The 26,775-nt window shown below is 71.2% G+C and carries 29 protein-coding genes; 18 read left to right on the forward strand and 11 right to left on the reverse strand.

All coding sequences use genetic code 11. From position 1 onward, the window contains the following. Window positions 1-615 precede the first annotated feature (615 nt). The 5 genes from EIY87_RS39845 to nhaA all read right to left on the reverse strand — a co-directional run bounded on the left by EIY87_RS39845 (window position 616) and on the right by nhaA (window position 7,380). Window positions 616-1,911 carry an MFS transporter gene (locus EIY87_RS39845; RefSeq protein ID WP_125315151.1) on the reverse strand — a complete coding sequence of 432 codons (1,296 nt, stop codon included), beginning with the start codon at window positions 1,909-1,911 and terminating at the stop codon, window positions 616-618. 401 nt (window positions 1,912-2,312) lie between these two features. Beyond that, a complete protein-coding gene (locus EIY87_RS39850) occupies window positions 2,313-3,341 on the reverse strand; it encodes an alpha/beta fold hydrolase (protein WP_225440347.1) in 1,029 nt (342 codons plus the stop codon). A gap of 136 nt (window positions 3,342-3,477) precedes the next feature. After that, a complete protein-coding gene (locus tag EIY87_RS39855; protein ID WP_125315152.1) occupies window positions 3,478-4,398 on the reverse strand; it encodes an NADP-dependent oxidoreductase in 921 nt (306 codons plus the stop codon). Between the two features lie 128 nt (window positions 4,399-4,526). After that, window positions 4,527-5,936 (reverse strand): MocR-like pyridoxine biosynthesis transcription factor PdxR, encoded by a 1,410-nt coding sequence (gene pdxR, locus EIY87_RS39860; protein ID WP_125315153.1) that lies wholly within the window; start codon window positions 5,934-5,936, stop codon window positions 4,527-4,529. 31 nt (window positions 5,937-5,967) lie between these two features. Continuing rightward, window positions 5,968-7,380, reverse strand: a complete 1,413-nt coding sequence (gene nhaA / locus EIY87_RS39865; protein ID WP_225440348.1) for a Na+/H+ antiporter NhaA — start codon at window positions 7,378-7,380, stop codon at window positions 5,968-5,970. An 85-nt stretch (window positions 7,381-7,465) separates the two neighbouring features. Between nhaA and EIY87_RS39870 the strand changes: the two genes are divergently transcribed. The 7 genes from EIY87_RS39870 to EIY87_RS39900 all read left to right on the forward strand — a co-directional run bounded on the left by EIY87_RS39870 (window position 7,466) and on the right by EIY87_RS39900 (window position 12,657). Then, window positions 7,466-7,969: a DsbA family protein gene (locus EIY87_RS39870; protein WP_225440349.1), complete on the forward strand. Its 504-nt coding sequence runs from the start codon at window positions 7,466-7,468 to the stop codon at window positions 7,967-7,969. Window positions 7,970-8,126: 157 nt separating this feature from the next. Next, window positions 8,127-8,558, forward strand: a complete 432-nt coding sequence (locus EIY87_RS39875) for a hypothetical protein (protein WP_125315156.1) — start codon at window positions 8,127-8,129, stop codon at window positions 8,556-8,558. Between the two features lies 1 nt (window position 8,559). Next, window positions 8,560-8,901, forward strand: a complete 342-nt coding sequence (locus tag EIY87_RS39880) for a GNAT family N-acetyltransferase (protein WP_125315157.1) — start codon at window positions 8,560-8,562, stop codon at window positions 8,899-8,901. Between the two features lie 11 nt (window positions 8,902-8,912). Beyond that, a complete protein-coding gene (locus EIY87_RS39885) occupies window positions 8,913-9,506 on the forward strand; it encodes a GNAT family N-acetyltransferase (protein WP_225440350.1) in 594 nt (197 codons plus the stop codon). A 27-nt stretch (window positions 9,507-9,533) separates the two neighbouring features. Further along, the gene (locus EIY87_RS39890; RefSeq protein WP_125315158.1) at window positions 9,534-10,400 is read left to right on the forward strand and encodes an aldo/keto reductase; all 867 of its coding nucleotides are present in this window, start codon (window positions 9,534-9,536) and stop codon (window positions 10,398-10,400) included. 26 nt (window positions 10,401-10,426) lie between these two features. Next, window positions 10,427-11,836, forward strand: a complete 1,410-nt coding sequence (locus EIY87_RS39895; RefSeq protein WP_125315159.1) for an MFS transporter — start codon at window positions 10,427-10,429, stop codon at window positions 11,834-11,836. Window positions 11,837-12,009: 173 nt separating this feature from the next. After that, a complete protein-coding gene (locus EIY87_RS39900) occupies window positions 12,010-12,657 on the forward strand; it encodes an RNA polymerase sigma factor (protein WP_125315160.1) in 648 nt (215 codons plus the stop codon). 5 nt (window positions 12,658-12,662) lie between these two features. Here the strand turns inward: EIY87_RS39900 and EIY87_RS39905 are convergent, their stop codons facing one another. Then, a complete protein-coding gene (locus EIY87_RS39905; protein ID WP_125315161.1) occupies window positions 12,663-13,607 on the reverse strand; it encodes an NADP-dependent oxidoreductase in 945 nt (314 codons plus the stop codon). Between the two features lie 87 nt (window positions 13,608-13,694). Here EIY87_RS39905 and EIY87_RS39910 point away from each other — a divergent pair, with 87 nt between their 5' ends. Further along, complete coding sequence (locus EIY87_RS39910) at window positions 13,695-14,114, forward strand: MmcQ/YjbR family DNA-binding protein (protein WP_125315162.1); 420 nt, start codon at window positions 13,695-13,697, stop codon at window positions 14,112-14,114. On the opposite strand, the gene EIY87_RS39915 is transcribed toward EIY87_RS39910, so the two are convergent. Continuing rightward, a complete protein-coding gene (locus tag EIY87_RS39915) occupies window positions 14,072-14,818 on the reverse strand; it encodes an SDR family oxidoreductase (protein WP_125315163.1) in 747 nt (248 codons plus the stop codon). The genes EIY87_RS39910 and EIY87_RS39915 overlap by 43 nt on opposite strands. Window positions 14,819-14,910: 92 nt before the next feature. On the opposite strand from EIY87_RS39915, the gene EIY87_RS39920 reads away from it, so the two are divergent. Together EIY87_RS39920 and EIY87_RS39925 are read left to right on the forward strand one after the other, a co-directional pair. Further along, window positions 14,911-15,624: a DNA-3-methyladenine glycosylase family protein gene (locus EIY87_RS39920; protein WP_125315164.1), complete on the forward strand. Its 714-nt coding sequence runs from the start codon at window positions 14,911-14,913 to the stop codon at window positions 15,622-15,624. Further along, window positions 15,624-16,826, forward strand: a complete 1,203-nt coding sequence (locus tag EIY87_RS39925; protein WP_125315165.1) for an MFS transporter — start codon at window positions 15,624-15,626, stop codon at window positions 16,824-16,826. Before EIY87_RS39920 ends, EIY87_RS39925 begins: the two co-directional genes overlap by 1 nt. Window positions 16,827-16,937: 111 nt before the next feature. On the opposite strand, the gene EIY87_RS39930 is transcribed toward EIY87_RS39925, so the two are convergent. Next, the gene (locus EIY87_RS39930; protein WP_191984440.1) at window positions 16,938-17,972 is read right to left on the reverse strand and encodes a DNA-3-methyladenine glycosylase family protein; all 1,035 of its coding nucleotides are present in this window, start codon (window positions 17,970-17,972) and stop codon (window positions 16,938-16,940) included. A 105-nt stretch (window positions 17,973-18,077) separates the two neighbouring features. On the opposite strand from EIY87_RS39930, the gene EIY87_RS39935 reads away from it, so the two are divergent. From EIY87_RS39935 to EIY87_RS39945, 3 genes are read left to right on the forward strand one after another with little or no spacing between them, the layout of a single operon-like run. Beyond that, window positions 18,078-18,596 (forward strand): carboxymuconolactone decarboxylase family protein, encoded by a 519-nt coding sequence (locus EIY87_RS39935; RefSeq protein WP_125315166.1) that lies wholly within the window; start codon window positions 18,078-18,080, stop codon window positions 18,594-18,596. A gap of 25 nt (window positions 18,597-18,621) precedes the next feature. Beyond that, window positions 18,622-19,446: an isocitrate lyase/PEP mutase family protein gene (locus EIY87_RS39940; protein WP_125315167.1), complete on the forward strand. Its 825-nt coding sequence runs from the start codon at window positions 18,622-18,624 to the stop codon at window positions 19,444-19,446. A 39-nt stretch (window positions 19,447-19,485) separates the two neighbouring features. After that, window positions 19,486-20,133: a nitroreductase family protein gene (locus EIY87_RS39945; RefSeq protein ID WP_125315168.1), complete on the forward strand. Its 648-nt coding sequence runs from the start codon at window positions 19,486-19,488 to the stop codon at window positions 20,131-20,133. Between the two features lie 55 nt (window positions 20,134-20,188). Here EIY87_RS39945 and EIY87_RS39950 read toward each other — a convergent pair whose 3' ends face one another. The 3 genes from EIY87_RS39950 to EIY87_RS39960 all read right to left on the reverse strand — a co-directional run bounded on the left by EIY87_RS39950 (window position 20,189) and on the right by EIY87_RS39960 (window position 21,994). Continuing rightward, window positions 20,189-20,626: a GNAT family N-acetyltransferase gene (locus EIY87_RS39950; RefSeq protein ID WP_125315169.1), complete on the reverse strand. Its 438-nt coding sequence runs from the start codon at window positions 20,624-20,626 to the stop codon at window positions 20,189-20,191. Further along, window positions 20,626-21,276, reverse strand: coding sequence for a TetR/AcrR family transcriptional regulator (locus tag EIY87_RS39955; protein ID WP_158641448.1), 651 nt, complete (start codon window positions 21,274-21,276; stop codon window positions 20,626-20,628). The genes EIY87_RS39950 and EIY87_RS39955 overlap by 1 nt, the downstream gene beginning before the upstream one ends. 88 nt (window positions 21,277-21,364) lie before the next feature. Continuing rightward, the gene (locus tag EIY87_RS39960) at window positions 21,365-21,994 is read right to left on the reverse strand and encodes a TetR/AcrR family transcriptional regulator (RefSeq protein WP_225440351.1); all 630 of its coding nucleotides are present in this window, start codon (window positions 21,992-21,994) and stop codon (window positions 21,365-21,367) included. A 193-nt stretch (window positions 21,995-22,187) separates the two neighbouring features. Between EIY87_RS39960 and EIY87_RS39965 the strand changes: the two genes are divergently transcribed. The 5 genes from EIY87_RS39965 (at window position 22,188) to EIY87_RS39985 (ending at window position 26,746) form a co-directional block, all read left to right on the forward strand. Beyond that, window positions 22,188-22,697, forward strand: coding sequence for a hypothetical protein (locus EIY87_RS39965; RefSeq protein ID WP_125315171.1), 510 nt, complete (start codon window positions 22,188-22,190; stop codon window positions 22,695-22,697). Between the two features lie 9 nt (window positions 22,698-22,706). Next, window positions 22,707-23,321: a TetR/AcrR family transcriptional regulator gene (locus tag EIY87_RS39970; RefSeq protein ID WP_225440352.1), complete on the forward strand. Its 615-nt coding sequence runs from the start codon at window positions 22,707-22,709 to the stop codon at window positions 23,319-23,321. 111 nt (window positions 23,322-23,432) lie between these two features. Continuing rightward, window positions 23,433-24,380, forward strand: a complete 948-nt coding sequence (locus tag EIY87_RS39975) for an NADP-dependent oxidoreductase (protein ID WP_148106223.1) — start codon at window positions 23,433-23,435, stop codon at window positions 24,378-24,380. Between the two features lie 43 nt (window positions 24,381-24,423). Further along, on the forward strand, window positions 24,424-25,542 hold the full coding sequence (locus EIY87_RS39980; protein ID WP_125315173.1) for a lactonase family protein: 1,119 nt from the start codon (window positions 24,424-24,426) through the stop codon (window positions 25,540-25,542). Between the two features lie 43 nt (window positions 25,543-25,585). Next, the gene (locus EIY87_RS39985; protein WP_125315174.1) at window positions 25,586-26,746 is read left to right on the forward strand and encodes a low temperature requirement protein A; all 1,161 of its coding nucleotides are present in this window, start codon (window positions 25,586-25,588) and stop codon (window positions 26,744-26,746) included. The last annotated feature ends 29 nt before the right edge of the window (window positions 26,747-26,775 follow it).

Raw genomic sequence — 26,775 nt, forward strand, 5'->3', positions numbered from 1 at the left:
TGGGGCTGGGGATGTCGGGTTTCGTGTTGTGCGGCACGAGTACGACTCCGAGCGCCGCGGGATTGAAATCCGGTCGCCGCTGAAGGAGGTGAGCGGGAAGGTCTACAAAGGAGACCGGAAGAGCGATGAGCACACTCGGACGGCCGGCAGCGGCGATCGAACTTCCGGATCCGGTTCTGGCGGCCGGCGTGGGACGGCATCGATCTGGACGAGTCCGGGGTGGGGGAGCGGCGACCGCCGATCCTGCCGTTGTTCACCTTCCACGAGGGCCGGCACAGCACGTGGCTGACCGAGGACGGGGTCCCGGAGGTCGCGCGGCGGGCGTGGTTCCCGCACCTGAGGTCCCGAGGACTGGAGCTCGGCCCGGGGCCCATCGCCATTTCATCGCCATCTGACGACTGAAGCCCTGCCGCTCCGGAAAGGGACAAATCCGGAACTCTGGGTCACGGCGTTTGCTCGGCGGCCGCCCCCCACGGTGTCGGCCAGGGCGAGGTGGACCGGGACGCGTTGTTCGGCACCCTGCGCGGCTTGAGTTCGACGGGGTAGCGACGGTGTGCGTGTTCGCGTGGGAGGAGTGGGCACTCGAGGAACGCGCGGTGCGGCTCACCGGCCTCGCTATTCCCTGCGGGCGAGTGTTGCGGACCGTGCCGCTACTGCGGCGAGCGCGGCGGCAGCCAGGACAATGACGCCCGCCGTAAGGAACACCGTTTGCAAGGTTGTCGACGAAACAAGGATCGCGCCGACGCCAGATCCTGCTGCCAGGGCTATCTGAAGGTTTGTCACGTTCACCGCGGACGCGGCTTCGGGGGTTTCCGGTGCCGCGTCGAGTATCCAGACCAGTGTTCCCGGGTTCACGATTCCCCAGAACAGGCCCCACAACACGAACAACAAGCCGGCCAGCCAGGGGAGAACGCCCGCGATCGCCAGCCCGATGAGCAGTGCGGACACCACCGTCGCCGCACCGGCGAAGCTGGCGATCACTCCGCGTTCGAACAACGATCCGGCGACGAGGGAGCCGACGATCCCACCGACGCCGTAGATGACGTAGAGCAGGGAGATCACACCGCTGGACAGATGTGTGCGATCGGTCAGGTACGGGGTGATGTACGTCCAGGCGGTGAACTGGCCGACGAACACGATCGCGCCCGCCGCCATCCCCCACTGCGCTGCCCGCCCGCTCAGGACTCGTGAGAGATCATGCATGCGCGTTGACCCGGCCGGCGGAATACTCGGCAGCACGGTCGCCTGCGCGACCACGACGAGCAGTGTCGCCCCCGCGGCGACGGCGAACGTGAGACGCCAGCCCACGAGATCACCGAGAAACTGTCCCGCCGGCAACCCCACCACCGTTCCACCCGAAATACCCGCCGCGATGATGGTGATGGCGCGCGTGCCTCCGGTCGGGCCCACCAGTTTGGGCCCGACCGGTGACACCACGGTCCAGAAAGCCCCCAGGGTGGCGCCGAACACCATGCGGGCGATCAGCACCAAGCCGAAGTTCGGCGCCACGGCGACGATCGCGTTCGACACCAGCACCGTCAAGCCGAGGACGAGGATGACCGATCGCCGGTTGAACCGTCCGGAACCGAGGAAGAACAGCGGCGCCGACACCGCCGCGCTGAAACCCGGCACGAGCACCATCAACCCCGCGAGGCCGAGCGGCACATGCAAGCCGTCGGCGATCCGCGGGAGCAGCCCCACCGGCATCGTCTCCGTCATCACTACGATGAACGCGCCGAGCGCGATGGCGCCGACTGCAGCCCAGCCGCGCCTGCTCCCCGGTTCCGAACCAGTGGCGGCGACGGAAGTGGCCGCAGGCTGAATCGGGACAGCCGCAGCGCACGACGATGTCGAAATCACGCGCACTTGCGTTGCGCGACGCGGCAGCGTTCCCCTTTCGTTTTCAGGCATTATGCTCTCCTTGGTCGTCACGTAGCAGAGGCCTTCGTCTGCCGACTGCGCTCACACCAGGTCGAACGTGTCCGCGTCCGGGCCGGTCGGCGTTCTCGGCGACGCGCGCGGGCGTGACAGACCGGGCCACCCGCGTCATGGCGGGCTCGTTCAGCAGGTGGCCGCCCTTTGGCCAGCGGGCTCCAGGGCACTCTTTCGTCCGCGAGGTGGCGTACTTGTCGCGCTTGGGAAGTGGCCAGTGGATGAGGTAGAGATCGAGTTGCTCGAGTCAGAGAGGCGCCGGCACTTGGAAGCCGCCGGAGCCGAGCTGGGGCATCTCGACGCCGTCGCTCAGCTTCAGCACGGGAACGCTGGTCAACTCGAAGACCCTTGTGTTTGCCGGCATCCCCGTGACTTCAGCGCTACTTCTGCAGGAAGGACTGCAGCATGGCCGTCACTTCACGTGGCTTCTCCTCCGTCACGAAGTGACCCGAATCCTTCAGAACCCGTCCCTGGACGTTCACGGCGTAGTCATGCCACTGGTCGGGGACTGCCTCACCGAAGGAGTCTTCACCACCGATCGCGAGGATCGGCATCTTCAGTTTGCCTCGGGCCAGGAACTCCTGGTTCCGCTGGACGTCGGTGCGGAGCCCGCGGTAGACGCTCATCCAGGCCGTCGTGTGGCCCGGCTTCTTCAGGTTGGCGGCGTAGAAGTCGTAGTCCGACGCCGTGAACGGCGACTTGTTGCCACCCAGGTACTCGGTGATCATGTCTTCGACCAGGACACGCTCGTTGCCGGCGATGAGCTTTTCGGCGAGCGACAGCTGGAACAGGCCGAAGTGCCACGCCGCGGGCTTGTCCGGGTCGGCGTTGAGAACCGGGTAGCTGTAAACGCTTTCATCGGGGATGGGAGCCTCCATCACCGCCATGCTCCGCACCTCCGATGGCCACTGCGCGCCGTAGTCGTAGGCCACCCACACGCCGATGTCGTGGGCGACCACCTGTACGCCTTGGTCGAGCCCCAGTTGCTTCACCAGCTGGTGCACGTCCGCCGCCAGTTGCGCGGCCTGGTAGCCACTGGGCGTCACCTGGGAGTCGCAAGCGCCACGCAGGTCGACGGCGATCACCGTGTGGTCCCTGGAGAGCGGAACCATTTGCTGCTTCCACTCGGTCCAGCACTGGGGGAACCCGTGGAGCATGACCACGGGTGAACCTTTGCCGCCCACCACGTAGTGCATGCGGAAGCCGTTCACCTCCGCGTACTTGGACTGGAACCCCGCGGGTGGCTGGGATTGCGGGTAAGTCGATGACGGCTGTGCCGTCACCGAGCTGTGAACGTCGCCGCCGCCTCGTGCCGCGGAGCTCGAAGTCGCGGAAACCACGAGCAGGAAGGCTGCCAACGTCACGATGAACGTGAAGGGTCTCTTGACCTTTCCGATTCTGGTGCCCACCGTTCTCCTGTTCTGAGTCGGTCCTCGTTGCCGTTCGGCGGATCGCTTCAGAGAGTCAGCGCCTGGCGGGGTGCGACTTCTTACCTCGCGGGGGCAGCCTCGCCACCGCCTTTCGCCGGTCGGCCGGCTGCGGCGCCTAGGACTGGTCGACCACGACGATCGGCTTCCCGCCACCTTGCCGTCCGGCGCTGAACGCCTTCGGTGCCTCCTCCAGCGAATGGCGGGATCCGACCAGGACGCGCAGGCTGCCTTCGCGCACGAGCGCGGCCAGCTGGGTGAGCTGGGCCCGGTCCGGTTCCACGACGAAGAAGACCGACCGCCCGTAACGCGGTTCGAACTCCGGCGGGGCGGCGATGGTGACCAGCGTGCCTCCCGCCCGCACCAGGCCGGCGGACTTCACGCCGATCTCCTCGCCGAACACGTCGAGAACCAAGTCGACTTCGCCGACGTCTTCCAGCCGGTCGGTTTCCAGGTCGACGAAAACGTCGGCACCCAGGTCGATGGCGACCTCACGGTGGTGGGCGCGGCCCGTGCCGATCACCGTCGCGCCCGCGCGCTTCGCCAGCTGCACCGCGATCGAGCCGACCCCGCCGGCGGCGCCGTGGATCAGCGCGGTCTGGCCCGCCTGGAGCCGGCCGTGGTCGAACAAGGCCTGCCACGCGGTCAGCCCGGAGACCGGCAACGCGGCGCCGACGGCGTGCTCGACGCCGGATGGCAGCGGCGCGAGGTTGCGGGCTTCGACGGCGGTGAACTCGGCGAGCGACCCGTCGCGGGTCCAGTCGGCGAGGCCGAACACGCGCTGCCCGACCGTGAGGCCGGTGGTGCCGTAGCCGAGCTCGGTGACGACGCCTGACAGCTCATGCCCGGGAACGCTGGGCGTCCGGTCGCGGCCCGCCCGGTCGGTCCAGGTGCCCGGCCACTCCAGCTCGCCGGAGGTGAAGCCGGCCGCGTGCACGCGCACGATGACGTCGTTCGTGGCGGCGCGCGGGGCCGGGTGGTCGGTCAGGGTCAACCCTTCGATCCCTGCGGCGGGGTCCTTGACGATGATGGCTTTCATGCTGAGTCCTCGTGGTGAGCGGGCAACTTGGGGCGGCCGCGAGGCTTCGCCGGCCTGTCCGCGAGGCTAGCGCCGGTCCGGCTCGGGACCTGGGTCCACTTGGGACGCGCGGGCGGGGACCACTCGGGTCACGCGAGTGCGCGGACCAGCCGCTCGAGAACCCCCGGCCACCCGCTCGGCGACGGTGCGGCGAACCCGATCACCACGCCGTTGCGGGCCGCGGCGGCGTCGGGATGGCGGAAGAAGCCCAGAGGCTCGACGGTCAGCTGTTCGGTGGCGATCCGCCGCACGAGCTCATCGTCCGTGCGCCCGGGTTGTTCGAGCAGGACGTGCAATCCGGCGGCGGTGCCCGCCATCCGCACTTTCGGCGCGTGCCGGGCGAGCGTCTCGACGAGGTGCCGGCGCCTGCGGCGGTACTGCGCGCGCATCGCCCGGATGTGCCGGTCGTAGGCGCCCGACTCCACGAACTCGGTCATCGCCAGCTGGTTCACGAATCCGACGGTTTCCTCGGTCTCGCCCTTCTGCGCGATGACCGCGCCGACGAGGCGGTCCGGCACCACGAGCCAGCCGAGGCGCAGGCCCGGCGCGAGCGATTTGCTCGCGGTGCCCAGGTACAGCACGTGATCGCGGTCGAGGCCCTGCAGGGCGCCGACGGGGGACCGGTCGTAGCGGAACTCGCCGTCGTAGTCGTCCTCGATGACCAGCGCGCCGCGCCGGCGGGCCCACTCGACGATCGCCGCGCGCCGGTCGTACCGCAGCGCCACCCCCAGCGGGAACTGGTGTGACGGGGTGAGGAGCACGGCCCCGATCCCCGGCGACCGGTCCAGTACTGACGGGTCGACGCCGTCGGCGTCGACAGCGAGGGGAACGGTTTCGAGCCCGGCGTCGGCCAGCGCGCGGCGCTGGGTCGGCAGGCCGAACTCCTCGACCGCCACCCGCGTCACCCCGGCCGCCGCGAGCGCGGCCGCGACGAGCCGCACCCCTTCCGCGGCGCCGCTGCACACGACGACGTTGCCGGCGTGCGCGCGCAGCCCGCGGGCTCGTGTGAGGTAGCGGGCGAGAGTGTCGCGGAGTTCGCCCCGGCCGTGGGGATCGGTGTAGCCGAACGCCTCGAACGGCACGACGCTGATCGACTTCTTGACCGCGCGGATCCACTCGTCGCCCGGGAAGGACGACAGGTCCGGGTGCCCGGGCCGCAGGTCGTGCCCCGGTCGCGAGCGGGTGTCGGCGGGCCGCGGTTGCTCCTCGACGAATTCGGCCACCCGTTCCGAAACCTTGGTGCCGGAACCCTGGAGCCCGGTGAGCCAGCCCTCGTTGATGAGTTCGGAGTAGACCCGGACCACGGTGTTGCGGGCGACCTGGAGGTCGGCGGCCAGGGCGCGGCTCGACGGCAGCCGGGTCCCGGGCGCGAGCCGGCCGGCGCGGATCGCGTCGCGGACCGCGTCGGTGAGGCTGGCCCGCACGTTCCCGTCGAGCCGCCCCAGGTGCAGGTCGAGGCCCGTCGTCCGGGGGCGGCGCTCAGCCGCTCGGTCGCTCACGGGTCAACGATAATGGCTGCTCACGATGCCGCTAGGCCAAGCTCGGATCCAGCCACGGGCCTTCGGGCAGCGCCGGGAGCGCGAACTGCTCGTCGAAGGAGCAGAGCGGGAGGCGCTCGCCGAGGAACCGCAGCACGACGGACCCCAGCACCGCCGCGCAGAGGGACCCGCCGAGGACGCCGACCTTGGCCTGCTGCTGGAGCCCGGGATCGGTGAACGCCAGATCGGTGATGAACAACGCGATCGTGAAGCCGATACCGGCCAGCATCGCGCCGCCGATGAGGTGGCTGTAGCGGACGCGGCCGGGCAGGGTCGCGATTCGCGTCCGGAGCGCGATCCCCGCGCCCAGGGAGATGCCGAGGGTGTTGCCGGCGACCAGGCCGACCGCGACGCCGAGGGTGACGGGGGAGGACATCGCCGACCGCAAGGCGGCACCGTCGAGGCGCACGCCGGCGTTGGCCAGGCCGAACGCGGGGATGATCGCGAAGGCGCTGATCGGGTGCAGGATCGCCTGCAGGCGCTCGTTCGCCGAAAGCGTCGCTTTCATCGCGGTGGTGGCGAGCCGCACCCGCGTCGAGTCCGCGCGCTCGATCACCGCCCGCCCGTAGAGGCGGAGGCGTTCGCGGGCGTGGCCGTCGACCTCGCCCGCCGGCACGAGCAGGCCGATCAGCACGCCGGCCAGGGTCGGGTGGACGCCGGAAGCGTCGACCGCCGCCCACAGCCCGGCGCCGACGACCAGGTACGGCGTCAGCCGCCACACGCCCAGCACCCGCAGGGCGAGCAGCGCCAGGACCAGCCCGGCGGCCGCGGCGAGCGCCACGACGGACACGTGGTGGGTGTAGAACACGGCCATCACCGCGATCGCCCCGATGTCGTCGCCGATCGCCAGCGTGAGCAGGAAGAGCCGCAGCTGGTCGGGGCAGCGGGGCCCGAACAGCGCCAGTACGCCGATCAGGAACGCGGTGTCGCTCGACACCGGGATGCCCCAGCCCGCGGCGGCCGGGCCGGAACCGGCGAAAGCGAAGTAGATGATCGCGGGCACGGCCAGCCCGCCGAGCGCGCCGCAGGCCGGGACGACGATCGAGCGCAGGTCGTGGAGCTCGCCGACGGACACCTCGCGGCTGATCTCCAAGCCCACCACGGCGAAGAACACGACCATGGCCACGTCGTTCACCCAGGCGCGCAGATCCAGCGTGAAGTGCGCGCCGCCGGCCTCCACGCCCGCCTGGACGCCCCAGAACGCGTCGTAGCTCGCCCCCGCCGCGTTCGCCCAGACGAGCGCGGCCACCGTGGCGGCGAGGAGCAGGACCGCGCTGCCGGCTTCGGTGAGCAGGAACCGGCGCAACCCGGCTGTCAGGTACGGCAGCGGCGTGTTCACGCGGCGGGCCATGGCCGGCAGCTGGGGGAGGAGACCTTCGGTGAACCGGCTCGAGTCGGGTTTCACGGGCCGAGTATGCCCGACGGGCCACCGGGTACCGTCGGACGAGCACTGTCCGGAGTGGACCCGTCGTGCCGTGGAGGGATCGCCTGTGACGACACCGAGCGAGGTCGATCTCGACCGCCACGTGTACGGCAATCCGTCGGCTTCGGTGACCGTGGTGGAGTACGGGGACTTCGAATGCCCGTACTGCGCGGCGGCGGCACCCGAGCTGCGCAAGCTGGTCGACGGCTCGGACGGCTCGATCCGGCTGGTGTTCCGGCACTTCCCGATCTTCACGATCCACCCGTACGCGCTCACCGCGGCGCTGGCCGCCGAGGCGTCGGGGGAGCTGTTCTGGGAGATGCACGACTTGCTGCTCACCCACCAGATGGAGCTGACGGACGTCCACCTGCGGGCCTACGCGGCGCGGATCGGGGCGGGCGAGGTCACCGGCGCCGCCGTGCAGCGGTTCCGGCCCGCCGTCGTGGCCGACTACACCTCCGGGGCCGAGCTGGGCGTCCGCGGCACCCCCGCGCTGTTCGTCGACGGCCGCGTCTACCGGGGCCGCGTCAGCTTCCCGGCTCTCCGCTCGGCCGTGCGGCCGCAGTCCTGACCGGACTCTGATGGACCTTCCAGTCCGGTCTTCGTCGTGATCTGACCGACAGTAGCGGAGGTTTCGATACAAAGACTGGACTAAATGGTTCTGTTCGGGGCATGATGAGCGCTGGAGAACGAAGCCGCGCCGAGCGGTCGCGAGAAGGGCCACCACGGTGACTGAGCAGCTGGGTTTCGCGGCGAGGTCCGACGGGGCCCTGAAGCTGTCGTCGGCTGTCCTGACCACCACCGACGGCGGCGACCACCCGCCATCGTGGGAGCTCTCGGTCAGCGCGCAGGTGCTGGGCGAAACCGAGATCATGCTCGCCACGACCCACGGGCCGGGCGGGAGCACGGCGGACGGCCACCACGAACTCCACGTCAACGCGGTCCTGCTGAGCATGATCCCGGACGTGCTCCACCTCGCCGGCCGCGGTGCGCCCCGGACCGGGTCCGGCACGCTGACGTTGACCTTCTCCGAAGGCGGCGCCGTCCGGAGCGAGTGGACCACGACGTTCGAAGTGCCGCGCACACCGCTCGAAGATCCGACCTGGCACCTCACCGTGCCGTTCGGCCGCAACACCGGAAGAAGACCTCAGGAGAAGTGAAATGACCGCCGAGATGGACGTCCGCCGCAACGGCGACACGGGATCGTACGAAGCCGTGGTCGACGGGCAGGTCGTCGGCATGATCGTCTACCACGTCCCGCGCGGTGGGCAGCGGGTGACGTTGAGCCACACGATCGTCGAACCCGGGTACCGGGGCCGGGGCATCGCGTCCCGGCTCGTGAAGCACGCACTGGACGATCTGCGCGGCCGGGACCAGAAGCTGACCAACTACTGCACCTTCGTCGCGGACTACATCGCCGACCACCCCGAGTACCGGGACCTGGTCGACGACCGGTTCCCCGGGCGGGCCACGGTGCCCGACCGCGAGCCACGCGAACGGTGAGGGGTGCGCAGGTGCCCCGGGCATCGCACGCGGTCGAGATCGACGGACCTTCGATCCGGACCGCTCGCCTCCACCTGACCCCGTGGACCACCGCCGACGCCGAAGCGGCCTTGAGCATCTTCGGTGACGGGGAAGTGGCCCGGTGGCTGGCGCCGGCCATGGATCGGGTGCCGGACCTGGCCGCCATGCGGCGGCTGCTCGACGGCTGGGCCCCGGCCGCCGAGCCGCCGGTCGGCCGGTGGAAGGTCGCCGAACGCGCCGGCGGGCGCGTGGTGGGCGCGGTCTCGCTGCTGCCGTTGCCGCCCGATGACATCGACCTCGAGGTCGGCGTCCAGATCGCCCGGGACCGGTGGGGCCGCGGTTACGCCGGTGAAGCCGGCGACGCGGTCGCCCACTACGCGTTCGAGGCCGGTGTGGACGAGATCTTCGCCGTCGCGCGTCCGGCGAACCGGCGGGGCGCGGCCGCCGCACGGCGGATGGGCATGGACTGGGTCGGGCAGACCGGCAAGTACTACGGCACGAGGCTCGACGTGTTCCGCCTGCGCCGGTACGACCTCGACGTGCCGGGCGGCCTGGCGCCGCCGGGAGAACCCACCGAAACCTGACCGACGCACGCCGAAAGAGAAACGACCATGCCCGGAACCCTTCCCGACCGATGCGGTACCTACTCGATCGGCGGACACGAAATCACCCGGCTCGGGCTCGGGACCGCTCAGATGAGCGAGTCCGGCGTCTGGAGTCATCCCGAAGACGCCGCGGAGGCCAAGCGTGTCCTCCGGGAGGCCGTCGACCTCGGGGTGAACCTCATCGACGTCGCCGAGTCGTCCGGGCCGTTCGACTACGAAGAGCTGATCGCCCAGTCGCTGAGCCCGTTCCCCGACGATCTGCTGCTGATGATCAAGGGCGGGTTGCTCCGGACGCCCCAGGGGGAGTGGGAGCCGTTGCCGCGGCCTTCGTTCCTGCGGAAGCAGATCGAGACGCGGCTGTGGTACCTGAAGCTCGACCGCATCCCGCTGTTCCAGCTGCACGGGTTCAGCCCGCACGCGCCGATCGCCGACCAGCTCGGCCTGCTCACCGAGCTGCAGCGCGAAGGGAAGATCGGGCGGATCGGGCTGGCCGAGGTGACACTGGCCGAGCTGCGGGAAGCCCGTGAACACGCCGACATCGCGACGGTCCAGGCCGAATACAACCTCGTCGACCGCGCGGCCGACCCGCTCGTGGACTACGCGGAGTCGGTGGGCATCGGGTTCATCCCGTGGCTGCCGCTGGCGACCGGCACACTGGCCACTGTGGACGGACCGGTGGCCGCGACGGCCCGGCGGCGCGGTGTCTCGCCCGCCCAGATCGCGCTGGCGTGGCTCTTGAACCGGTCGCCGGCGATGCTGCCCACCCCGGGCACGCTGAGCGTCCGGCACCTGGCGGAGAACGTGGCCGCGGCCGACATCCGGCTGACGGTGGCCGAAGTCGCCGACCTCGATCGGGTGGTGCCCCGGCCGTAACCGCCAGCACGTGGAGGGGGCTCACCGTGACCGGTTCGGAAGCTGTCCTGTCGAGACCGGTGGGCTTTCCGGTCCGCTCCCGGCAAGGCCGCCGGATCCTGGTCGCGACGGTTCTCGGCGCCAGCATCGCGGGCATCGACGCGAGCGTCGTGACCGTTGCTCTTCCCGACATCGGCCGGGACCTGGGCGCGAGCTTCGCGTCGCTGCAGTGGACGGTGACCGGGTACACGCTCAGCCTCGCCTCGCTGATCCTGCTCGCCGGCGGGCTGGGGGACCGGTACGGGCGCAGGCGGATCTTTCTCGCCGGTGTCGCGGTCTTCACGCTCGCCTCGGTGCTGTGCGCGGCCGTTCCCGACGTGCGAACCCTGGTCGGGGCGCGAATCCTGCAGGGCGTCGGCGGTGCGCTGATGGCGCCCGCGAGCATGGCCATCCTGCAGTCGACGATCGCGCCCGGCGACCGCCCGGTGGCGATCGGCACCTGGTCCGGGTTCGCCGGGATCGCGGGCGTGCTCGCGCCGTTCGCCGGCGGGTGGCTGTTGTCGCTGGGGTCGTGGCGCTGGATCTTCCTGATCAACGTGCCCGTGGCGGTCGTCGTGCTGGTGGTCAGCCTGCGCCACCTCCCGGAGACCCGCGACGAAGGTTCGTCCGGAATGGACTGGGGTGGTTCGGCGCTGGCGTTCGCCGCCCTCGCGGCGGCGACGTACGCGTTGACCGTGCTGCCTGCCGAGCCCACGCGGCCATGGGGCTGGGGGAGTGCGGTCGTCGCCGTCGGCGCGGGGGCCGGGTTCGCCTGGTACGAAAGGCGAACGCCGTCGCCGATGCTGCCCGCGGCGGCGCTGGGGTCGAGGCCGTTCGTCGCCATCAACGTGATCACGTTCGTCATCTACGGCGCGTTCGCCGTGTTCTCCCTGATGTTCACGATCGCGCTCGAGACGGTCGCCGGGTACAGCCCCGCCGAGGCGGGCAGCACCATGGTGCCGGTCACCGTCCTGAGCCTCGCGCTGTCGAGGCTCAGCGGCAGGCTCGCGGCCCGGATCGGGCCCGGACCGCAGCTGACCATCGGACCCGTGCTGTGCGGCACGGCCGCGCTGCTGGCCTTGCGAGTGGGGCCGGAGACCGGGTTCTGGAGCGTCGCGATCCCGCTCGAGTGCGTGTTCGGCCTCGGGACCGCGACGATGGTGGCGCCGCTGACGTCCGTCGCCCTGTCCTCCTTGCCGGGCGGCCACGTCGGCGTCGCGTCCGCGGTCAACAACACCGTGGCGCGCACCGCCGGCCTGGTGTGGGTCGCGGGTCTTCCCCCGCTGGTGGGGCTCACCGGTGATTCCTACACGCAGGCCGGGGAGTTCCTGCCCGGTTACCGGCTGGTGTGCGTGGTCTGCGCCGCCGCCATGTTCGTCTCGGGCGCTATCGCGGCGGCCGTGAGATCGGCGCCGTAATCTGGACTTTTTAGTCCTGTTTTGCTAATAATGATAGTGGCCCCAGGCGCTTGCCCAGCGTGTTCGAGCGGGTGCCGAAGATCGATCGTGGAGAGGGGAGGCGGCGTGACGTCAGGTGTGTTCCACGTCCGGTCGAGACGCACCACCGGCACCGGGCCGAAACCCCGGTTCGCATGACCGCCTCGGAAGTGGACGGACGAGTCCTGGTCGACGGGCGGAGCTTCGACCCCGAATCCGCGAACTGGGTCCGGGAACTCAGCCCGGGCAGCCCGACCTTCGAAGCCGCCTGCCGCAGGCTGTACGCGATGCTCTTCAAGATCGCGCGGGGAGAGACCGTCCGCAGGTCGCCGACCCTGCGGCTGACCGGCCCGGAGCTCGAGGACCTGGCCCACCAGGCCGCCGCCGACGCGCTCATGCGGATCACCCGCAAGATCGGCGAGTTCCGCGGCGACGCGCAGTTCAAGACCTGGGCGTTCAAGTTCGTCATCCTCGAGGTGTCGACGAAGGTCGGCAGGCACTTCTGGCGCGACCACCGCGTGTTCCCCGACGGCGGCGAGACCGGCCGCGCGCCGGCCGCCGCCGGCGACGAACCGCTGCGGCAGGTCGAGGCCAACGAGCTGCGGGCCGCGCTCGGCCGCGCCATCGAGAACGCGCTGACCGAACGCCAGCGGACCGTCTTCGTCGCGCTGGCCATCGACAACATCCCGATGGACGCCCTCGCGGCGAAACTGGACACCAACCGCAACGCCATCTACAAGGCGATGTTCGACGCCCGGCGCAACATCCGCGCCCACCTGGTGGCCCACGAATTCCTGTCCTGACCCGGCTACGGGCGCACGCGGATGATCGTCTTCCCCTTCTTGCGCCCGGCCGGGTTGAAGGCGGCGACGGCGTCGTCCAGGGACGCGATGGTGCCGATGTTGGCCCGCACCCGCCCGTCGCGGACCCGCCGCACGATCTCGCCCAGCTGGGTCCGGTCGGCCTCGACCACGAAGTCGATCGTGCGGCCGTCGGCGGGCCGGACCTCGGGCGGGCCGGCGATCGTGACCAGCGTTCCGCCGGGCCGGACCAAACGTGCCGAGCGGGCCCCGAGGTCGCCGCCGAACACGTCGAACACCAGGTCCACGCCGCCGACGTCCGCCAGTTCGTCGTTCTCCAGGTCGACGTACTCGTTCGCGCCGAATTCCCGTGCGGTGTGCGCGTCGGCCGCGCGTCCGGTGCCGATGACGTAGGCGCCCGCCTCGCGCGCGAGCTGCGTCGCCATCGAGCCGACGGCGCCGGCCGCGCCGTGCACGAGGACGCGTTGTCCCGCCTCCAGGCGGCCGTGCACGAACAGGCCCTGCCACGCGGTGAGGCCGGACATGACCACGCCCGCGCCGGTGGTGAAGTCGACGTCACCGGGCAGCGGCGCCAGGTTGCGCGCTTCGACGACCGCGTACTCCGCCAGGGTTCCGTCGCGAGTCCAGTCCGTCAGGCCGAACACCCGCTGGCCGACCGACAGCCCGGCGGCGCCGTAGCTCAGCGCGGAAACCACGCCGGCCACCTCGTGCCCGGGGATCGACGGCGTCCGGTCGTGGCCGCGCCGGTCGACCCAGGTCGAGGGCCACGACAGCTCGTCCCAGGTGAACCCCGACGCGTGGACCTCGACGACCACGTCACCGTAGTTCGCCCCGGAGAGGTCGGCCAGCTTCGCCACGTCCGGATCGGGACGCTCGGCCAGTGTCATCCCCGCCCGGCCGGCGGCCTCGTCCGTCACCACGATCGCCTTCATCCGGTCCACTTCCCTTCGTGCTGTTGTCCGGTTGAGGCTACTATGGACTACTTAGTCCACTCAGGTCCACCCGAAGGAGCCGAGCACATGGACGGACAGCAGGTGCAGCGGATCGCCGGTGATCGCGCCGCGAGCCTTCCGGACGCCGAACTCGAGCGGCGGTCCGCGCCCGACTGGGGCCTCTGGAAGGTGCGCGGGAAGGTCTTCCTGCTCATGACCGACCTGCCGGGTCACCCGGTCGTGATCCTGAAGGCCGACCCGGACCACGCCGCGGCCCTGCGCGAGCAGCACGCGGACATCACCCCGGGCTACCACATGGACAAGAAGCACTGGATCACGCTGACGGGTGGCGGCACCGTCGACGAGGAACTGGTCGAGGAGCTCGTGCTCGACTCCTACCGGCTGGTGGTCGAGGGGCTGCCGCGGTCGCGGCGGCCGGTCGTCCCGGGCACCGCCGGCCGCGGTCAGATGGCCAGCCCGGCACCGCCCGACACCACGATTTCCTGACCGGTCACGTAGGCGGCCTCGTCCGAAGCCAGGAACGCGACGGTGCCCGCGATGTCCTCGGGGCGGCCGAGGCGGCCGAACGGGTTCTGCTCCGCCATCGCCGTCATCGTCCCCGCGACGTCGTCGGTTTGCGTGCCGAGCGCGGTGCGCGTCATCGGGGTGTCGGTGAATCCCGGGCTCACCGCGTTGATCCGGATGCGGCGCGGGGCGAGCTCGAGGGCGAGGGTCGGGAGCATGGCCAGCATCGCGCCGTGCGACCCGGCCGCGACGCTGTTGCCGGTGAGGCTGCGGGTGGCGCCGATGCCGACGGTGACGATGACGGACGCGCCGTCGGTCAGCAGCGGCAACGCCTTGGCCAGCGTGAAGAACTGGCCTTTGGTGTTGACGGCGAACACCTCGTCGTACGCGGCTTCGTCGTAGCTGTCCAGGGTCATCGGAAGGCTGACGCCCGCGTTCAGGAACAGCGTGGTCAGGCTCCCGAACCGGGCGCCGACTTCGGCGATGACCTTGTCCGTGTCCGCGAGCGAGCGAGCGTCGGCCCGCAGGACCAGAACGTCCTCCGGCAGCTCCTTCCGTGCCCGGGCGACGCTTTCCTGGCGTTGGCCGGTGACCGCGACGCGGTATCCGCGGCCGTGCAGGGCCTCGGCGGCCGCCTTCCCGATCCCGCTGGTGCCGCCGGTGATCAGGGCTGTGGGTGTCGACATGGTGGTCACTCCGTTCCGGGTGGTCGTCTTGCCGGGCATCATGCCGCAGAGTGGACTATCTGGTCCAGGTCTGCGAAGCTGGAGCCGTGACCATGACCCGCACTGGAAAGCGTGCGACCGAGGAACAGTGTGCCGCCGCCGGGTACCTGGGCTCGCTGGACGACTCGCTGGCCCCGTGGGTGCGGTCGGCGGGGCCGATCGACGCCTACGAGACGCACCTGCCCGTCGAGGTGCGCAGCCCGCTCGAGTGGTTCGCCTTCGCCGTCACTTCGCGGCAGCTGAGCAGGGCGAGCGCCGTCGCGATCCACCACCGGCTCGTCGAGCACCTCGGCGGTTCCATCACCGCGGAGCAGGTCGTCTCGGCCGGTGAGCAGGCCCTGCGCGACGTCGGCTTGTCGCACCAGAAGGCCGAAACGCTCCGGGTGCTCGCCCGGCACGCGGGCGACGGCCTGCTGGATCCGGGCCTGCTCGCGACGATGACCGACGCCGAAGTCCGGGCCCGGCTCGAGGCGCTGCCGGGGCTCGGCCCGTCGTCGGCGCAGCGGTTCCTGCTGCACTACCTGCACCGGCCGGACGTCTTCCTGGCCCACGATCTCACCGTGCGCCAAGCGATCACGGCGCTCGACCGGCTGGACCACGCGATCACGCCGAAGGCCGCGGAGCGGCGAAGTGAGCCCTGGCGGCCGTACCGCTCGTACGCGACGTCCTACTTGTGGGGCTACGCGTGGGAGCACCACGGCGTCACGCCAAAGCGGACTGCATGGTCCAATGTAAGCCGCGTTCCCGGCGAGAAAGGCGTTATCTGATGCGAGACGTGGCACCGAGTGCCGCCCGGCGCGGCGAACGGCTTTCCCGGGCCTTCCCGGCCGGAGTCGTGTCGCTCGTGGTGTCGTTCGCGGCGGTGGGCTCCACGATCCCGCTGTTCAACGTCTACCGGGCCGAGGAAGGCTTCACCAACGCCGATATCTCGATCACCGTCGTCGCCTACTCCGTCGCGACTCTCGGCACGCTGCTGGTGCTGGGCCGGGTGTCCGGCCACCTGGGGCGGCGGCCCACGTCGATCGCGAGCCTCGGCCTGCTCCTGCTGGGCTGTGTGCTGCTGCTGGACGTGCACCACGTCGGCGTCCTGATCGCGGGGCGGCTCCTGATGGGCTTCGGTGCCGGCCTGGCCAGCAGCAGTCTCACGTCCTACATCGTCGACGCCGCACCGGCCAGACCGGCCTGGCTCGCTTCGGTCGCGTCGAGCCAGACAGTCATGCTCGGCCTCGCGGTCGGCGCCATCGGCTCCGGCGCGCTCGTGCAGTTCGGTCCGTGGCCGCGGGAGCTGATCTACCTCGTGGTGATCGGCCTGCTCCTGCTCTCGGCCGTGTTCATCTTCGTCAGCCCGGAAACCGTGACCCCGGAGCCGGGCGTCTGGCGATCCCTGCGTCCCCGGATCCGCGTACCGGCCGAGGTCAAGCACCTGGTCCCGGTCGCGGCGGCGGTGTTGCTGGCGACCTGGGCGACCGGGGCGTTCTACCAGGCGTTCGTGCCCGCGCTCGTGGCGGACCAGCTCCACACGCGCAGCCCTCTGGCGCTGGGGCTGGTGTTCGCCGCGTACATGGGACCGAGCGCGCTGGGTGCGCCGATCAGCGGCCGGTTCGCGCCCGCGGTGGCGCAGCGGGCCGGCATGCTCGGCTTCCTGGCGGGCATGATCGGCATCATCGCGGCGATCGCGACGGGCGCGCTGGTGCTGTTCTTCGCGGCGACCGTCGTCGCGGGGGCGAGCCAGGGCATCGCGATCAGCGCGGCCACCCGCGGCCTGCTGGCGGGCAGCGGCGTGGCGGACCGGGCCCCGATCTTCACGGTGGTCTACCTGCTCTCCTACTCCGGCGCGACGATTCCCGCCCTGGTCGCCGGTCAGCTTTCGGCGACGTTCTCCCTGCCGCAGATCGCCATCGGGTACGGCGCGCTCGCCCTCGTGGCCACCGTGTTCACCGTGGTCGCCGCCCGCGATCCGCGGCGCTGACGCGCTCGTCGGCGGAAGCGCCGCGCGCGGGGCCTGGGCGGCCGAGGTCGAAGTCGGCGGGTGTGGGCTGCCCGGCCTGCGCTACGGTGCGCGCCTCGACGCCCGGCGGCGTCAGCGGAACGGCCGCGCGCGGGCCCGACCGGCCGAGATCGCAGTCGCCGAGCGGGAGCGGCTCGGCGTCGCCAGGTGCGCGCTGCCCGGCCTGCGCCGCTGTCCACACCCCGAGACCGGCTTCCTCAGCGGAACGGCCGCGCGCGGGGCCCGGTGACTGCGCCGCGGGGCGAGGCCGGGAGTGAGTTCGAGTACGCGGACCACCCGGTACCGGTGCGGTCGCCAGGGCCGGTAGAACGCTTCGACTTCCTTGTCGGCCAGGGCGCGGCCCGCGAGCGCCAATCCGGTCATCCGGCCGAGGTCGAAGTCGCCGAGGGGGAGTGCGTCCGCGTCACCGAGCGCGCGGTGCCCGACCTGCGCCGCCGTCCACACCCCGATACCCGGCATCGCCGACAGCAGGCGGTAGACCCCGGCAGGGTCGGCGGCGGCGCGTTCGAGCTTGCCCGCGTGACGGGCGGCGAGCACGACCGTCCGCGATCGCCGCAGGTCGACTCCGGCTCGCCGCCAGTCCCAGACCGGGATCTTCGCCCACACCTCCGGGTGAGGCATGACGCGCATCGCGGCGGGAGCGGTGCCCGGCGCCGGCGTGCCGTGTGCGCGCAGCAACCGGGTCCAGGCGGCCTGGGCGTCCAGGCCGACGACCCGCTGCTCGAGGATCGCGGGCACCAGCGCCTCGAACACCCGGCCCGTGCGGGGGACGCGCAGGCCCGGCAGCCGGCGCCGAGCCCGGTCGAGTACGGGGTGGGCGGGCCGGAACTCCTCGGGGTGGTCGTGGGCACCCAGTTCGGCGCGGATGTGCTCGACGAGCTCGTCGGCGCCCGGGCCCCACGCGTCGACTTCCAGGTCGTCGAGGCGGTGTTGCCGGATCCGGTAGGTGACCGGCCCGGTCGAGGTCAACGCCGTCCGCCACAGGCCGTCGGCCTCCTCGCGGTGGGCCGGATCGTGCCGTCCGCGCCGCAGGGCCTTGAGCGTCAGCTTCGCGTCCACCGGGAAGGCCGGCCGCCAGTGCAGTGACCGGTCCGGCCGCGCGTCCATGATCTTCTCCCGGCTCAACTGTGGACTAATTAGTCCATGATAAGCCGTAAGAGCGGACACCGGGCCGACGCTCAAGACTCACACACCATCGGAGGTTGATTCACCGTGTCACGATTGGCCGTTCCCGAGGACGTCCCCGCCGAATCGCGGCAGATCCTCGAAGGGGTCGGCGCGCAGCTCGGCTTCGTCCCGGCGATGTTCACCCTCATCGCGTCGAACCCGGCCGTGCTCGAAGTCGTCACCACCCTGCAGGGGAAGCTGAGCCGGGTGCTGGACGCGCGGACCCGGCACAGCATCGCCCTGTCCGTCTCGGAAGCGAACGGCTGCGACTACTGCCTGGCCATGCACACGCACGTGTCGTCCGAGTTCGGCGGGATGTCCGATGAGGACATCGCGTTGAGCCGCGCCGGCGGCTCGGTCGACCCCAAGCGCGCCGCGGCCGCCCGGTTCGCGCACCGGCTCGTGGACAGCCGCGGCCGCGTCAGCGATGAGGACCTCGCCACCGTGCGGGCGGCCGGGTACACCGACCCCCAGATCCTGGCGATCGTCGCGGTCGCGGTGCAGGCGTTGCTCACCAACTACATCAACAACGTCAACCAGACCGGCATCGACATCCCCGCCTGAGCGGCCGAACCAGGAAAGGTGCGAAATGCCGGGCTCCGCGCTCTACGAGCAATTCATGGCGCTGCACACCCGCGACGGCGGCCTCGTCCTGCCGAACGCCTGGGACGGTCTCTCGGCTCTGCTCCTGGCCGACGCCGGTTTCGAGGCCGTCGCGACGTCGTCGGGGGCGCTGGCCGCCACACTCGGGCGGCCCGACGGCCGGCACGAAGTCGGCCGCGACGAGCACCTCGAGCACGCCCGCCTGCTCGGCGGGCTCACCGGGCTGCCGGTGAACGGGGACTTCGAGGACGGCTACGGCGACACACCCGAAGCCGTCGCGGCGACCGTCGAAGCCGCCGTCGAGCACGGCTTGGCCGGCATCGGGATCGAAGACACCACAGGCGATCCAGCCCGGCCCATCCGCGACTTCGACGACGCCGTCGACCGCGTGCGCGCCGCCGTGGCCGCGGCAAAACGGCGCATCGTCGTCACCGGGCGCACCGACAACTTCATCCAGGGCCGGCCGGATCTCGACGACACGATCCGGCGCTTGACGGCCTTCGCGGAGGTCGGCGCGGACGTGGTGTACGCGCCGTTTCCTCCCGACCTCGGCGCACTCGGCGCGATCGTCACGGCGGTCGCGCCGACGCCGGTCAACGTTCTCGTGTCACCCGCGGACAAGGTGCTGACCGTCGATGAACTGCGGCAGGCGGGCGTCAAGCGCATCAGCTTGGGCCCGTTCCTGTACGCCGGCGCGATGGCCGCACTCGAACGAGCCGCGAAGGCGCTCGTCGCGGGCGACCTCGCGGCCGCCACCGCGGGCATGGGCTTCGACCGGATCGGCGCACTGATCGCCGGCGCCAAGCACTGACGTACCTCCACCACCACTCGGAAGAAGAGGCAGATCGCCATGGATCTCGACAAGCTCATGAACCAGCACCTCACGAGGGCGTTCGACGGCAGCAAAACGATTCCGGAGGAGTCCCTCCAGCAGCTGCTGCGGTTCATGCGGTCGGCGCCGACGTCGACGAACATCCAGCCCAACCACTTCTACGTCCTCGCGTCGGCCGAAGCCAAGCGGCAGCTCGCCGACAACCTGGGGGAGCGGTTCCAGGACAACGGCGCGAAGATCCTGAACTCGTCGCACACCCTCATCCTCACCACCCGGGCGGACGTGCCGGACAGCCACCTCGACGACGTGTTCGGCAAGGAGGACGCCGACGGCCGGTTCCCCGATCCGGCGAAGCGCGCGATGTGGCAGTACATGACGCGGGACTTCCTGAACCTGCGCAACTACGCCTACAAGGATCTCAACCACTGGATGGAAAAGCAGACGTACCTGGTGATGGGGATGGCCATGATGGCGGCCGTCGAACTCGGCTTCGACGCGACGCCGCTGGAAGGGTTCGACCCGACCAGTGTGGACAAGGCGTTCAAGATCCGCGAAACCGGGCACACCACGACCGTGCTGCTGGCGCTCGGCTACCCCGACGAGGAAAAGGCCTACAAGGGCCCGATTTCGCGGTTCGACGCGGATCGCCTGTTCACCTTCATGTAGACCGCGGACGCACCGGCTGCCCGTCCCGCCTCGCGGGCGGGCGGCCGGTGCGGGCTCAGTCCAGAAAGCGGTCGTAGCTGATGAAACCGCGGGCGACGGCCACCTTGTCGTAGAGCAGCCGGGCGCGTTCGTTGTCCTGCTGGGTGAGCCAGTGAAGCCGCGCCGCGCCGTGGTCACGGGCGACCTGGGCGACGTACTCGATCAGGCCCCGCCCGACACCGCGCCCGCGCTCGGTTTCCGCCACGAACAAGTCCTGCAGATAACACGACCGGGCCGCCCACGGATTGGCGTGGAACAGGTAGTGCGCGAAACCGACCATCCGGCCGCTGTCGAGCCGGGCGGCGCAGCCGAACACGTCCTCGGCCCGCCGCAGCCGCCGCCACGTCCGCTCGTAACCCTCGTCCGGGACTTCGGTGCGGTAGAACTCCTTGTAGCCGCGCGCCAGGGTTTCCCAGCGTTCCCGGTCGGTTTCTTCGAGCGGACCGATCTTCATCAGTCGTCCTTTGTCGACAGTGAATGCGCGCGGGGCAGGGAAGTGCCGGCCGGGGCGACCCGCAGATGCTCGAGCGACACGTCGAGCACCGTGGCCAGCTGCCCGGGGTCACGCGTGGTCCTGGCGAGCAGGAATCCGCCCTGCAGCGCCCCCATGACGGCGGTGGCGATCGTGCCGGGGTCGACGCGGGAGTCGAGCTCCCCGCGTTCCTGGATGCGCCGGAAGGCCCCGGCGAGGAGGCCTTCCCACGCCGCGAACCCGGCGACCAGCGCGCGGTGCCCGCGGTCGTGGCGCCCGGCGAGCTCGCCGATGAGGGAGCCGATCGGGCAACCGCCGACGCCCCCGGTGACCTGGTTGTCCTCGACGAGCTTGTCGCGCCACGCCCGGAGGTCCGCGAGCGAGCGCACTCCGTCCAGCAACGCCTTCTGGCCGGTCAGCACGGTGTCCACCTGCGCGCGCACCACGGCCTCGATGAGGGCCTCTTCGTCCGCGAAGACCTGCCGGAGCTTCGGCTCGGGGACGCCGCTCGCGGCGGCGACTTCGGGGAGGGTGATCTCGCCCAGCGGGCGGTCGCGCACCAGGTCGATCGAGGCGGTCACGGCCAGCCGGTGCGCGTCCTCGGCGTGCCTCCCGGTCCGGTCACCCGACATGCCCCGAACACTAGCGGACGGGCGGGCCGCAGTACACATCGACCCGGGTGGTTTTTGGACGCTATCGTCCACTGCTGTGGTGTGGCGACTACGTGGCGCGGAAGCTCCGGACGTGGTCGATCGCCAGATCGAGGGTCTGCTTCATCGGCTCCGCCGAGCGGGCCATCCGCGCGAGGAGGTAACCACCCTGCAGTGCGGCCACCAGGAACGTGGCGAGCTTCCCCGGGTCGGCGTCCGGCCGGAGCGCGCCCGAGGAGCGCATCCGGATCAGCCCCTCGGCCAGCAGTTCTTCCCAGATCTCGAAGTACTTCGCGAGCAGCACGCGGGCTTCTTCGTCCCGGTCGGCCAGTTCGGCGGCGAGTGAGCCGAGCGCGCAGCCGTGGACGTCGTGCCGGAGGGCGGCGCGCCGGACGATCGCGTCGCGCCAGCGTTCGAGGTCGCGGATCGAGTTCAGCCGCCGCAGCTGGTCCCCCTGCTGCCCGACGAGCTGCGTGCCTCGCACCGCCACGACTTCGTGCACCAGGGCGGTCTTGTCGGGGAAGTGGTGGTACAGCTGCGACTTGCTGGTGCCGCTGGCGGCCCGGACGTCGTCGAGCGTGGTCGCGGCCACCCCGTTGACCTGCATGAGGTCGACAGCCGCCCGCACGATGCGGGACCGGGTCGCCGCGCCACGCGCGGTCAGCCGGGTTGTCTGCGTCGTGCCCTCCGGTGCGTCCACGGCCGTCAGGTTACCGCACCGGAGGCCTTGAGTACGGTCTACAGCTGGACTGCACGGTCCACGAAAAACCCGATGGGCCGCACCTTACGGAAGCATTACGGGCGGCGTCCGCCGCGATCTGCATGGACGCTGTGGTCCAGTATACGGTGTGGTTCATGGTGGATCCACCCGGACGCCTGCCGAATCCCGCGACGTGACGTCCGCGCTGGCGGGCGTGGACGAGTCCTGGCTGCGCGAGTCCTTCGCGGACGTCGGGGAGCTCGTCGCGGAGGTGGTGCGCGACCAGGTCCACGAGGTCTTCGCCGACCCCGGCCACCGGCTGACCGCCGCCACCGGCCTCGACGACCTGTGCCGATGGCGTGACGACGTCGTGGCCGCCTACCGCGCGACCCGGGTCCCGGCCGGATATCCGCTGGGCATCATCGCGCACGAGACGACCGGGCCCGACGACCGCGTCGGCCGGGCGCTCGCGGCGCACCTCGCCCCGTGGCAGTCCGCGCTCGGGGACGCGTTCTCGCGGCTGCGCGACCGGGGCGCGCTCGCCCCGTGCGTGCCGCCGGCGGAGCCGGCGACCGCCGTCACGGGGGCGCTCGTCGGCGCGATGGCCCGGTCCCGCGACGCCGGCCCGCCGGACGAGGTGCTGGCGCAGTTCGCCATGGTGCTGCGCCACGTGATGTCCGTCTTCGCAGGTCCGGTGGGGTAGCCTGACGGTGTGGCAGAACCGGAGCGCACGCGGTTGACGGCCCGGGGCGCGGCGACCCGAGCCCGGATCCTGGACGCGGCGGTCGAGCTGATGTCCGTGAAGGGCGCGACCGCGACCACGCTGGACGACGTCCGCGCGGCGAGCGGCACGAGCAAGTCGCAGCTCTACCACCACTTCCCGGACAAGGACGCTTTGGTCCAAGAGGTCATCGGCCGGCGGGCGCAGGACCTGCTCGCCTGGCACGAAGGGCAGCTCAAGCGGCTGAACTCGATGCGCGGACTCGAGCGGTGGCGGGACGCGGTCGTCCAGCACAACGCCCTCCACAACGGCGCGTACGGCTGTCCTCTCGGTTCCCTGGCGAGTGAACTGTCCGATCGCGACGAACGAGCGCGCACGGCACTCGCCGCGCATTTCGCGACGTGGGAGGGCCTGATCGCGGACGGCCTGGAGCGGATGCGAGCCGCGGGCAAGCTGAGGCCGGACGCCGACCCGCGGCGGCTCGCGGTCGGGCTGATGGGGGCGCTGCAGGGCGGGTACCTGCTCGCGCAGACCAAACAGGACGTCACCCCGATGAAAATCGCACTGGACATGGCGCTCGACGGCATCCGGGCGTTCCAGGCCTGATCTTCGCCCCGGGCGTAAGAAGACGCGCACATCGTACGCAGAAACACTGTCCCACCCGGGACGGTCACCGAACTCGGTGGCTCGCTGCTCGATGTGAGGCGGAGAATCGTGGTGCTGGGCGCTGGTGTGCGGCAAATCGGTGGCCGGGTCGAGCTGCTCGACCTGCCGGAGCCGCCCGGCCCGGGGCCGGGCGAAGTGGTGCTCGACGTCGCGGCGGCCGGCGTCGGCAACTGGGACGACATCGTCCGTTCGGGCGGGTGGGACGTCGGGCTGACCCCGCCGATGGCGCTCGGCGTCGAGGTGGCCGGGACGGTCGTCGCGGTCGGTTCTGGCGTGACGGGTTTCCGGCCGGGTGACGAAGTCCTCGGCCACCCGCTCCCGCTGCGTCACCAGGGCTGCTGGGCCGAGCGGGTGGTGGTCGACGCCGACCTGATCGTGGCCAAACCCCCGAACGTGCCGTGGGAGACGGCGGCGGCGTTCCCCGTGCCCGCCCTGACCGCCGAGCAAGCTCTCTCCGAATCGCTTCGAGTCGCTGAGAACGAGACGCTGCTCGTCCACGGCGCGGGAGGCGCGACCGGCGGGTTGGCGGTTCAGCTCGCGGTCCTGCGTGGCGCCCGGGTGATCGCCACCGCCGGACCGGCGAGCGCCGATCGAGTGGCGCGGTCCGGCGCGGTCGAGGTCGTCGACTACCGCGACCGGAGCTGGCCGGACCAGGTCCGCAAGTGGTCCGGCGGCGCCGGCGTCGACACCGCCCTCAACGCGGTACCCGGCGGCAGCGCCGACGCCGTCCGGGCGGTGCGCGAAAGCGGCCGGCTGGCGACCATCACGGGCGACCCGCGGTCGGCCGGGTGGGGCGTCAGCTTCGCGGACGTCTACGTCCGCCCGGACACCGACCAGCTCACGAAGCTGAGCGCCCTGCTCGGTGAGGGCAGGCTGACCCTCTCGGTGGGCCTGGCGCTGCCGCTGGCCGAGGCCGCGGCCGCGCTCGATCGCGCGGTCCGGGGTGCCAACGGCGGTCCGGTCGTCCTGCGCGCAAACCAGCGGCCGTCGAAGTCTTGAGTTCGCCGTTCCCCGTCACCACTGGAAAGGAACCCGCAAGAGAATGGCAAGACACTTGTTCACCCGCGTGGCACTCGGCGCCGCCGCTGTCCTGGCGGCCGTCACGAGCACGGCGCCGTCGGCGGCCGCGGCCACCGGGCAAGGCGCGGTGTTCGTGCAAACGGACAGCCCGGCGGGCAACGCCGTCGTCGCCTACCTCCGGTCCGCCGACGGAACGCTCACGCAGTCGGCTGTCTACCGGACCGGTGGTCTCGGCGGCGTGCTGGACGGGGCCGTCGTCGACCACCAGGCGTCGCAGGGCTCGCTGGTCTACGACAGGCGCAACCACCTCCTGTTCGCGACGAACTCGGGCAGCGACACGGTGACGGTGTTCGCCGTGCACGGCAGCCGCCTGACCCGGATCCAGACCGTCGCCTCCGGTGGGCGGTTCCCGGTGAGCGTCGCGGTCCACGGCGACCGGGTGTACGTCCTCAACGCGCTGCACGGCGGCTCGCTGCAGGGCTACCGGAACCTCGGCGGTCACCTGGTGCCCGGCGAGCACCGCGAACTGGGGCTCGACCCCGACGCCGTGCCGCAGTTCACCCACACGCCCGCCCAGGTCGAGTTCACGCCCGACGGGTCGCACGTCGTGGTGGCGACGAAGGCCGTGGGGGACAGCCTGATGGCCTACTCGGTCCACCCCGTGTCCGGGCTCTCCGCCGAGGCGACGGTGACGTCGACCGGTGCCGGGTCGGTGCCGTTCGGCTTCGTCTTCGGTCGCGACGGCCGGGTCCTGCTCACCGAAGCGGGCCCGAACGCGCTCGTCTCGGCGCGCCTCGACCGGACCGGGCGGGCGACGCTCTCGGCGCCCGTGGCCACCGGCCAGCAAGGGTCCTGCTGGATCGCGGCCGTGGGCGACCACGCCTACGTCGCCAACGCGGGCAGCGGCACCATCACCACCTACCAGGTGGGCCACGGCCAAGCCGCCGTGACCGGCCAGACGGCCGCCGCGGCCGGGACGATCGACCTCACCGCGTCCGGCGACGGGAAGTTCCTCTACGCCCAGGGCGGGAAGAACGGGGAAGTCGCCGCGTTCCGCATCGGCCACGACGGCGGCCTGACGGCGGTCGGCACGACCGCGGTGCCGGACGCGGCCGGTGGGGAAGGCATCGCCGCGTCCTGAGTGGACACCGGTCAGCACGCCACGTCGAGGAGAGAACCGCGTCATGACAGCCCATTCCCGGTTCCGGCTCGTCCCGATGGGACCGCGGGACCCGGCCGAGGCCGGGCGGGCGGCGTCCACTTTGGAGCTGTTCTTCGACCTCGTCTTCGTCGTCGCCGTGAGCATCGCCGCCGGGCGGTTGCACCACGGGCTCACTGAGGGGCACGCGCTGGACGGGATCGCCGGCTACGGGTTCGTGTTCTTCGGGATCTGGTGGGCGTGGATGAACTTCACCTGGTTCGCCACGTCCTTCGACACCGACGACTGGCTGTACCGGGTGCTGACGATCCTGCAGATGGGTGGCGTGCTCGTCTTCGCGTCCGGCATCGGACCGGCGTTCGACGAGCACGACTACTCGGTGCTCGTCATCGGCTACGTCGTGATGCGCGTGGCCCTGATCGCGCAGTGGCTGCGCGCGGCCCGGTGGCCCGGCCCCACCCGCCGGGCCGCCCGCGGCTACGCGGCCGGCATCGCGGTGGTGCAGGTGCTGTGGCTCGGTTCCCTGCTGCTGCCCGCCGGCGAACTCACCATCGCCCTGGTCGTGCTCGTCGTGGCGGAACTGGCCGTGCCGATCGTCGCCGAGCGCACCGGGACCACGCCGTGGCACCCGCACCACATCACCGAACGCTACGGCCTGTTCACCCTCATCCTCCTCGGCGAGAGCCTGCTGGCTTCCGCCAACGCGATCATCTCCGCGCAGCACGACGTCGAGTCGGCCGGCCGGCTCCTCGGCATCGCGGTGCTGGTGCTCATCGCCACGGCGGCCCTGTGGTGGATGTACTTCTGGCCACCGCACCACCACGCCATCACGGACGTCTCGGGCTCGTTGGCGTACGTGTACGGGCACTTTTTCGTCTTCGCCGCCGCGGGCGCGTTCTCGGCGGGGATCGAGGTCGAGATCGATGTCCTCACGGGACACTCCGCACTGCACCAGCCGTTCGCGTCGTTCGCCGCCACGATCCCGCTCGCCGTGTTCGTCCTCGGCGTCTGGGCTCTCGCGATCCGGCCCCACGCCGACCGCGTCGTCAACGCCGTCCTGCCCCTGGCGGGAATCCTCGTCCTCGCCGACCCCGTGGTCCCGATCCCGTTCGGGCTCACCGCCCCGATCCTCGCCGGGACGGTCGCCGTCCTCGTCTGGCGGCGGCCGTTCCAGCTCGAGGCGTAAGACCGGCGCCGACGGCGACACCAATGCAG

It is taken from the genome of Amycolatopsis eburnea, from assembly GCF_003937945.1.
GTDB classification, from domain to species: domain Bacteria; phylum Actinomycetota; class Actinomycetes; order Mycobacteriales; family Pseudonocardiaceae; genus Amycolatopsis; species Amycolatopsis eburnea.

Bases quoted from the DNA above. Each gene is read 5' to 3' on its own strand.
- EIY87_RS39845 (WP_125315151.1), bottom strand. From the start codon at position 1,911: ATGCCTGAAAACGAAAGGGGAACGCTGCCGCGTCGCGCAACGCAAGTG.
- EIY87_RS39920 (WP_125315164.1), top strand. From the start codon at position 14,911: ATGACCCGCACTGGAAAGCGTGCGACCGAGGAACAGTGTGCCGCCGCC.
- EIY87_RS39950 (WP_125315169.1), bottom strand. From the start codon at position 20,626: ATGAAGATCGGTCCGCTCGAAGAAACCGACCGGGAACGCTGGGAAACC.
- EIY87_RS39955 (WP_158641448.1), bottom strand. From the start codon at position 21,276: ATGTCGGGTGACCGGACCGGGAGGCACGCCGAGGACGCGCACCGGCTG.
- EIY87_RS39880 (WP_125315157.1), top strand. From the start codon at position 8,560: ATGACCGCCGAGATGGACGTCCGCCGCAACGGCGACACGGGATCGTAC.
- EIY87_RS39905 (WP_125315161.1), bottom strand. From the start codon at position 13,607: ATGAAGGCGATCGTGGTGACGGACGAGGCCGCCGGCCGGGCGGGGATG.
- EIY87_RS39925 (WP_125315165.1), top strand. From the start codon at position 15,624: ATGCGAGACGTGGCACCGAGTGCCGCCCGGCGCGGCGAACGGCTTTCC.
- EIY87_RS39915 (WP_125315163.1), bottom strand. From the start codon at position 14,818: ATGTCGACACCCACAGCCCTGATCACCGGCGGCACCAGCGGGATCGGG.
- EIY87_RS39890 (WP_125315158.1), top strand. From the start codon at position 9,534: ATGCCCGGAACCCTTCCCGACCGATGCGGTACCTACTCGATCGGCGGA.
- EIY87_RS39985 (WP_125315174.1), top strand. From the start codon at position 25,586: ATGACAGCCCATTCCCGGTTCCGGCTCGTCCCGATGGGACCGCGGGAC.
- EIY87_RS39930 (WP_191984440.1), bottom strand. From the start codon at position 17,972: ATGGACGCGCGGCCGGACCGGTCACTGCACTGGCGGCCGGCCTTCCCG.
- EIY87_RS39855 (WP_125315152.1), bottom strand. From the start codon at position 4,398: ATGAAAGCCATCATCGTCAAGGACCCCGCCGCAGGGATCGAAGGGTTG.
- EIY87_RS39945 (WP_125315168.1), top strand. From the start codon at position 19,486: ATGGATCTCGACAAGCTCATGAACCAGCACCTCACGAGGGCGTTCGAC.
- EIY87_RS39910 (WP_125315162.1), top strand. From the start codon at position 13,695: ATGGACGGACAGCAGGTGCAGCGGATCGCCGGTGATCGCGCCGCGAGC.
- EIY87_RS39900 (WP_125315160.1), top strand. From the start codon at position 12,010: ATGACCGCCTCGGAAGTGGACGGACGAGTCCTGGTCGACGGGCGGAGC.
- EIY87_RS39940 (WP_125315167.1), top strand. From the start codon at position 18,622: ATGCCGGGCTCCGCGCTCTACGAGCAATTCATGGCGCTGCACACCCGC.
- EIY87_RS39980 (WP_125315173.1), top strand. From the start codon at position 24,424: ATGGCAAGACACTTGTTCACCCGCGTGGCACTCGGCGCCGCCGCTGTC.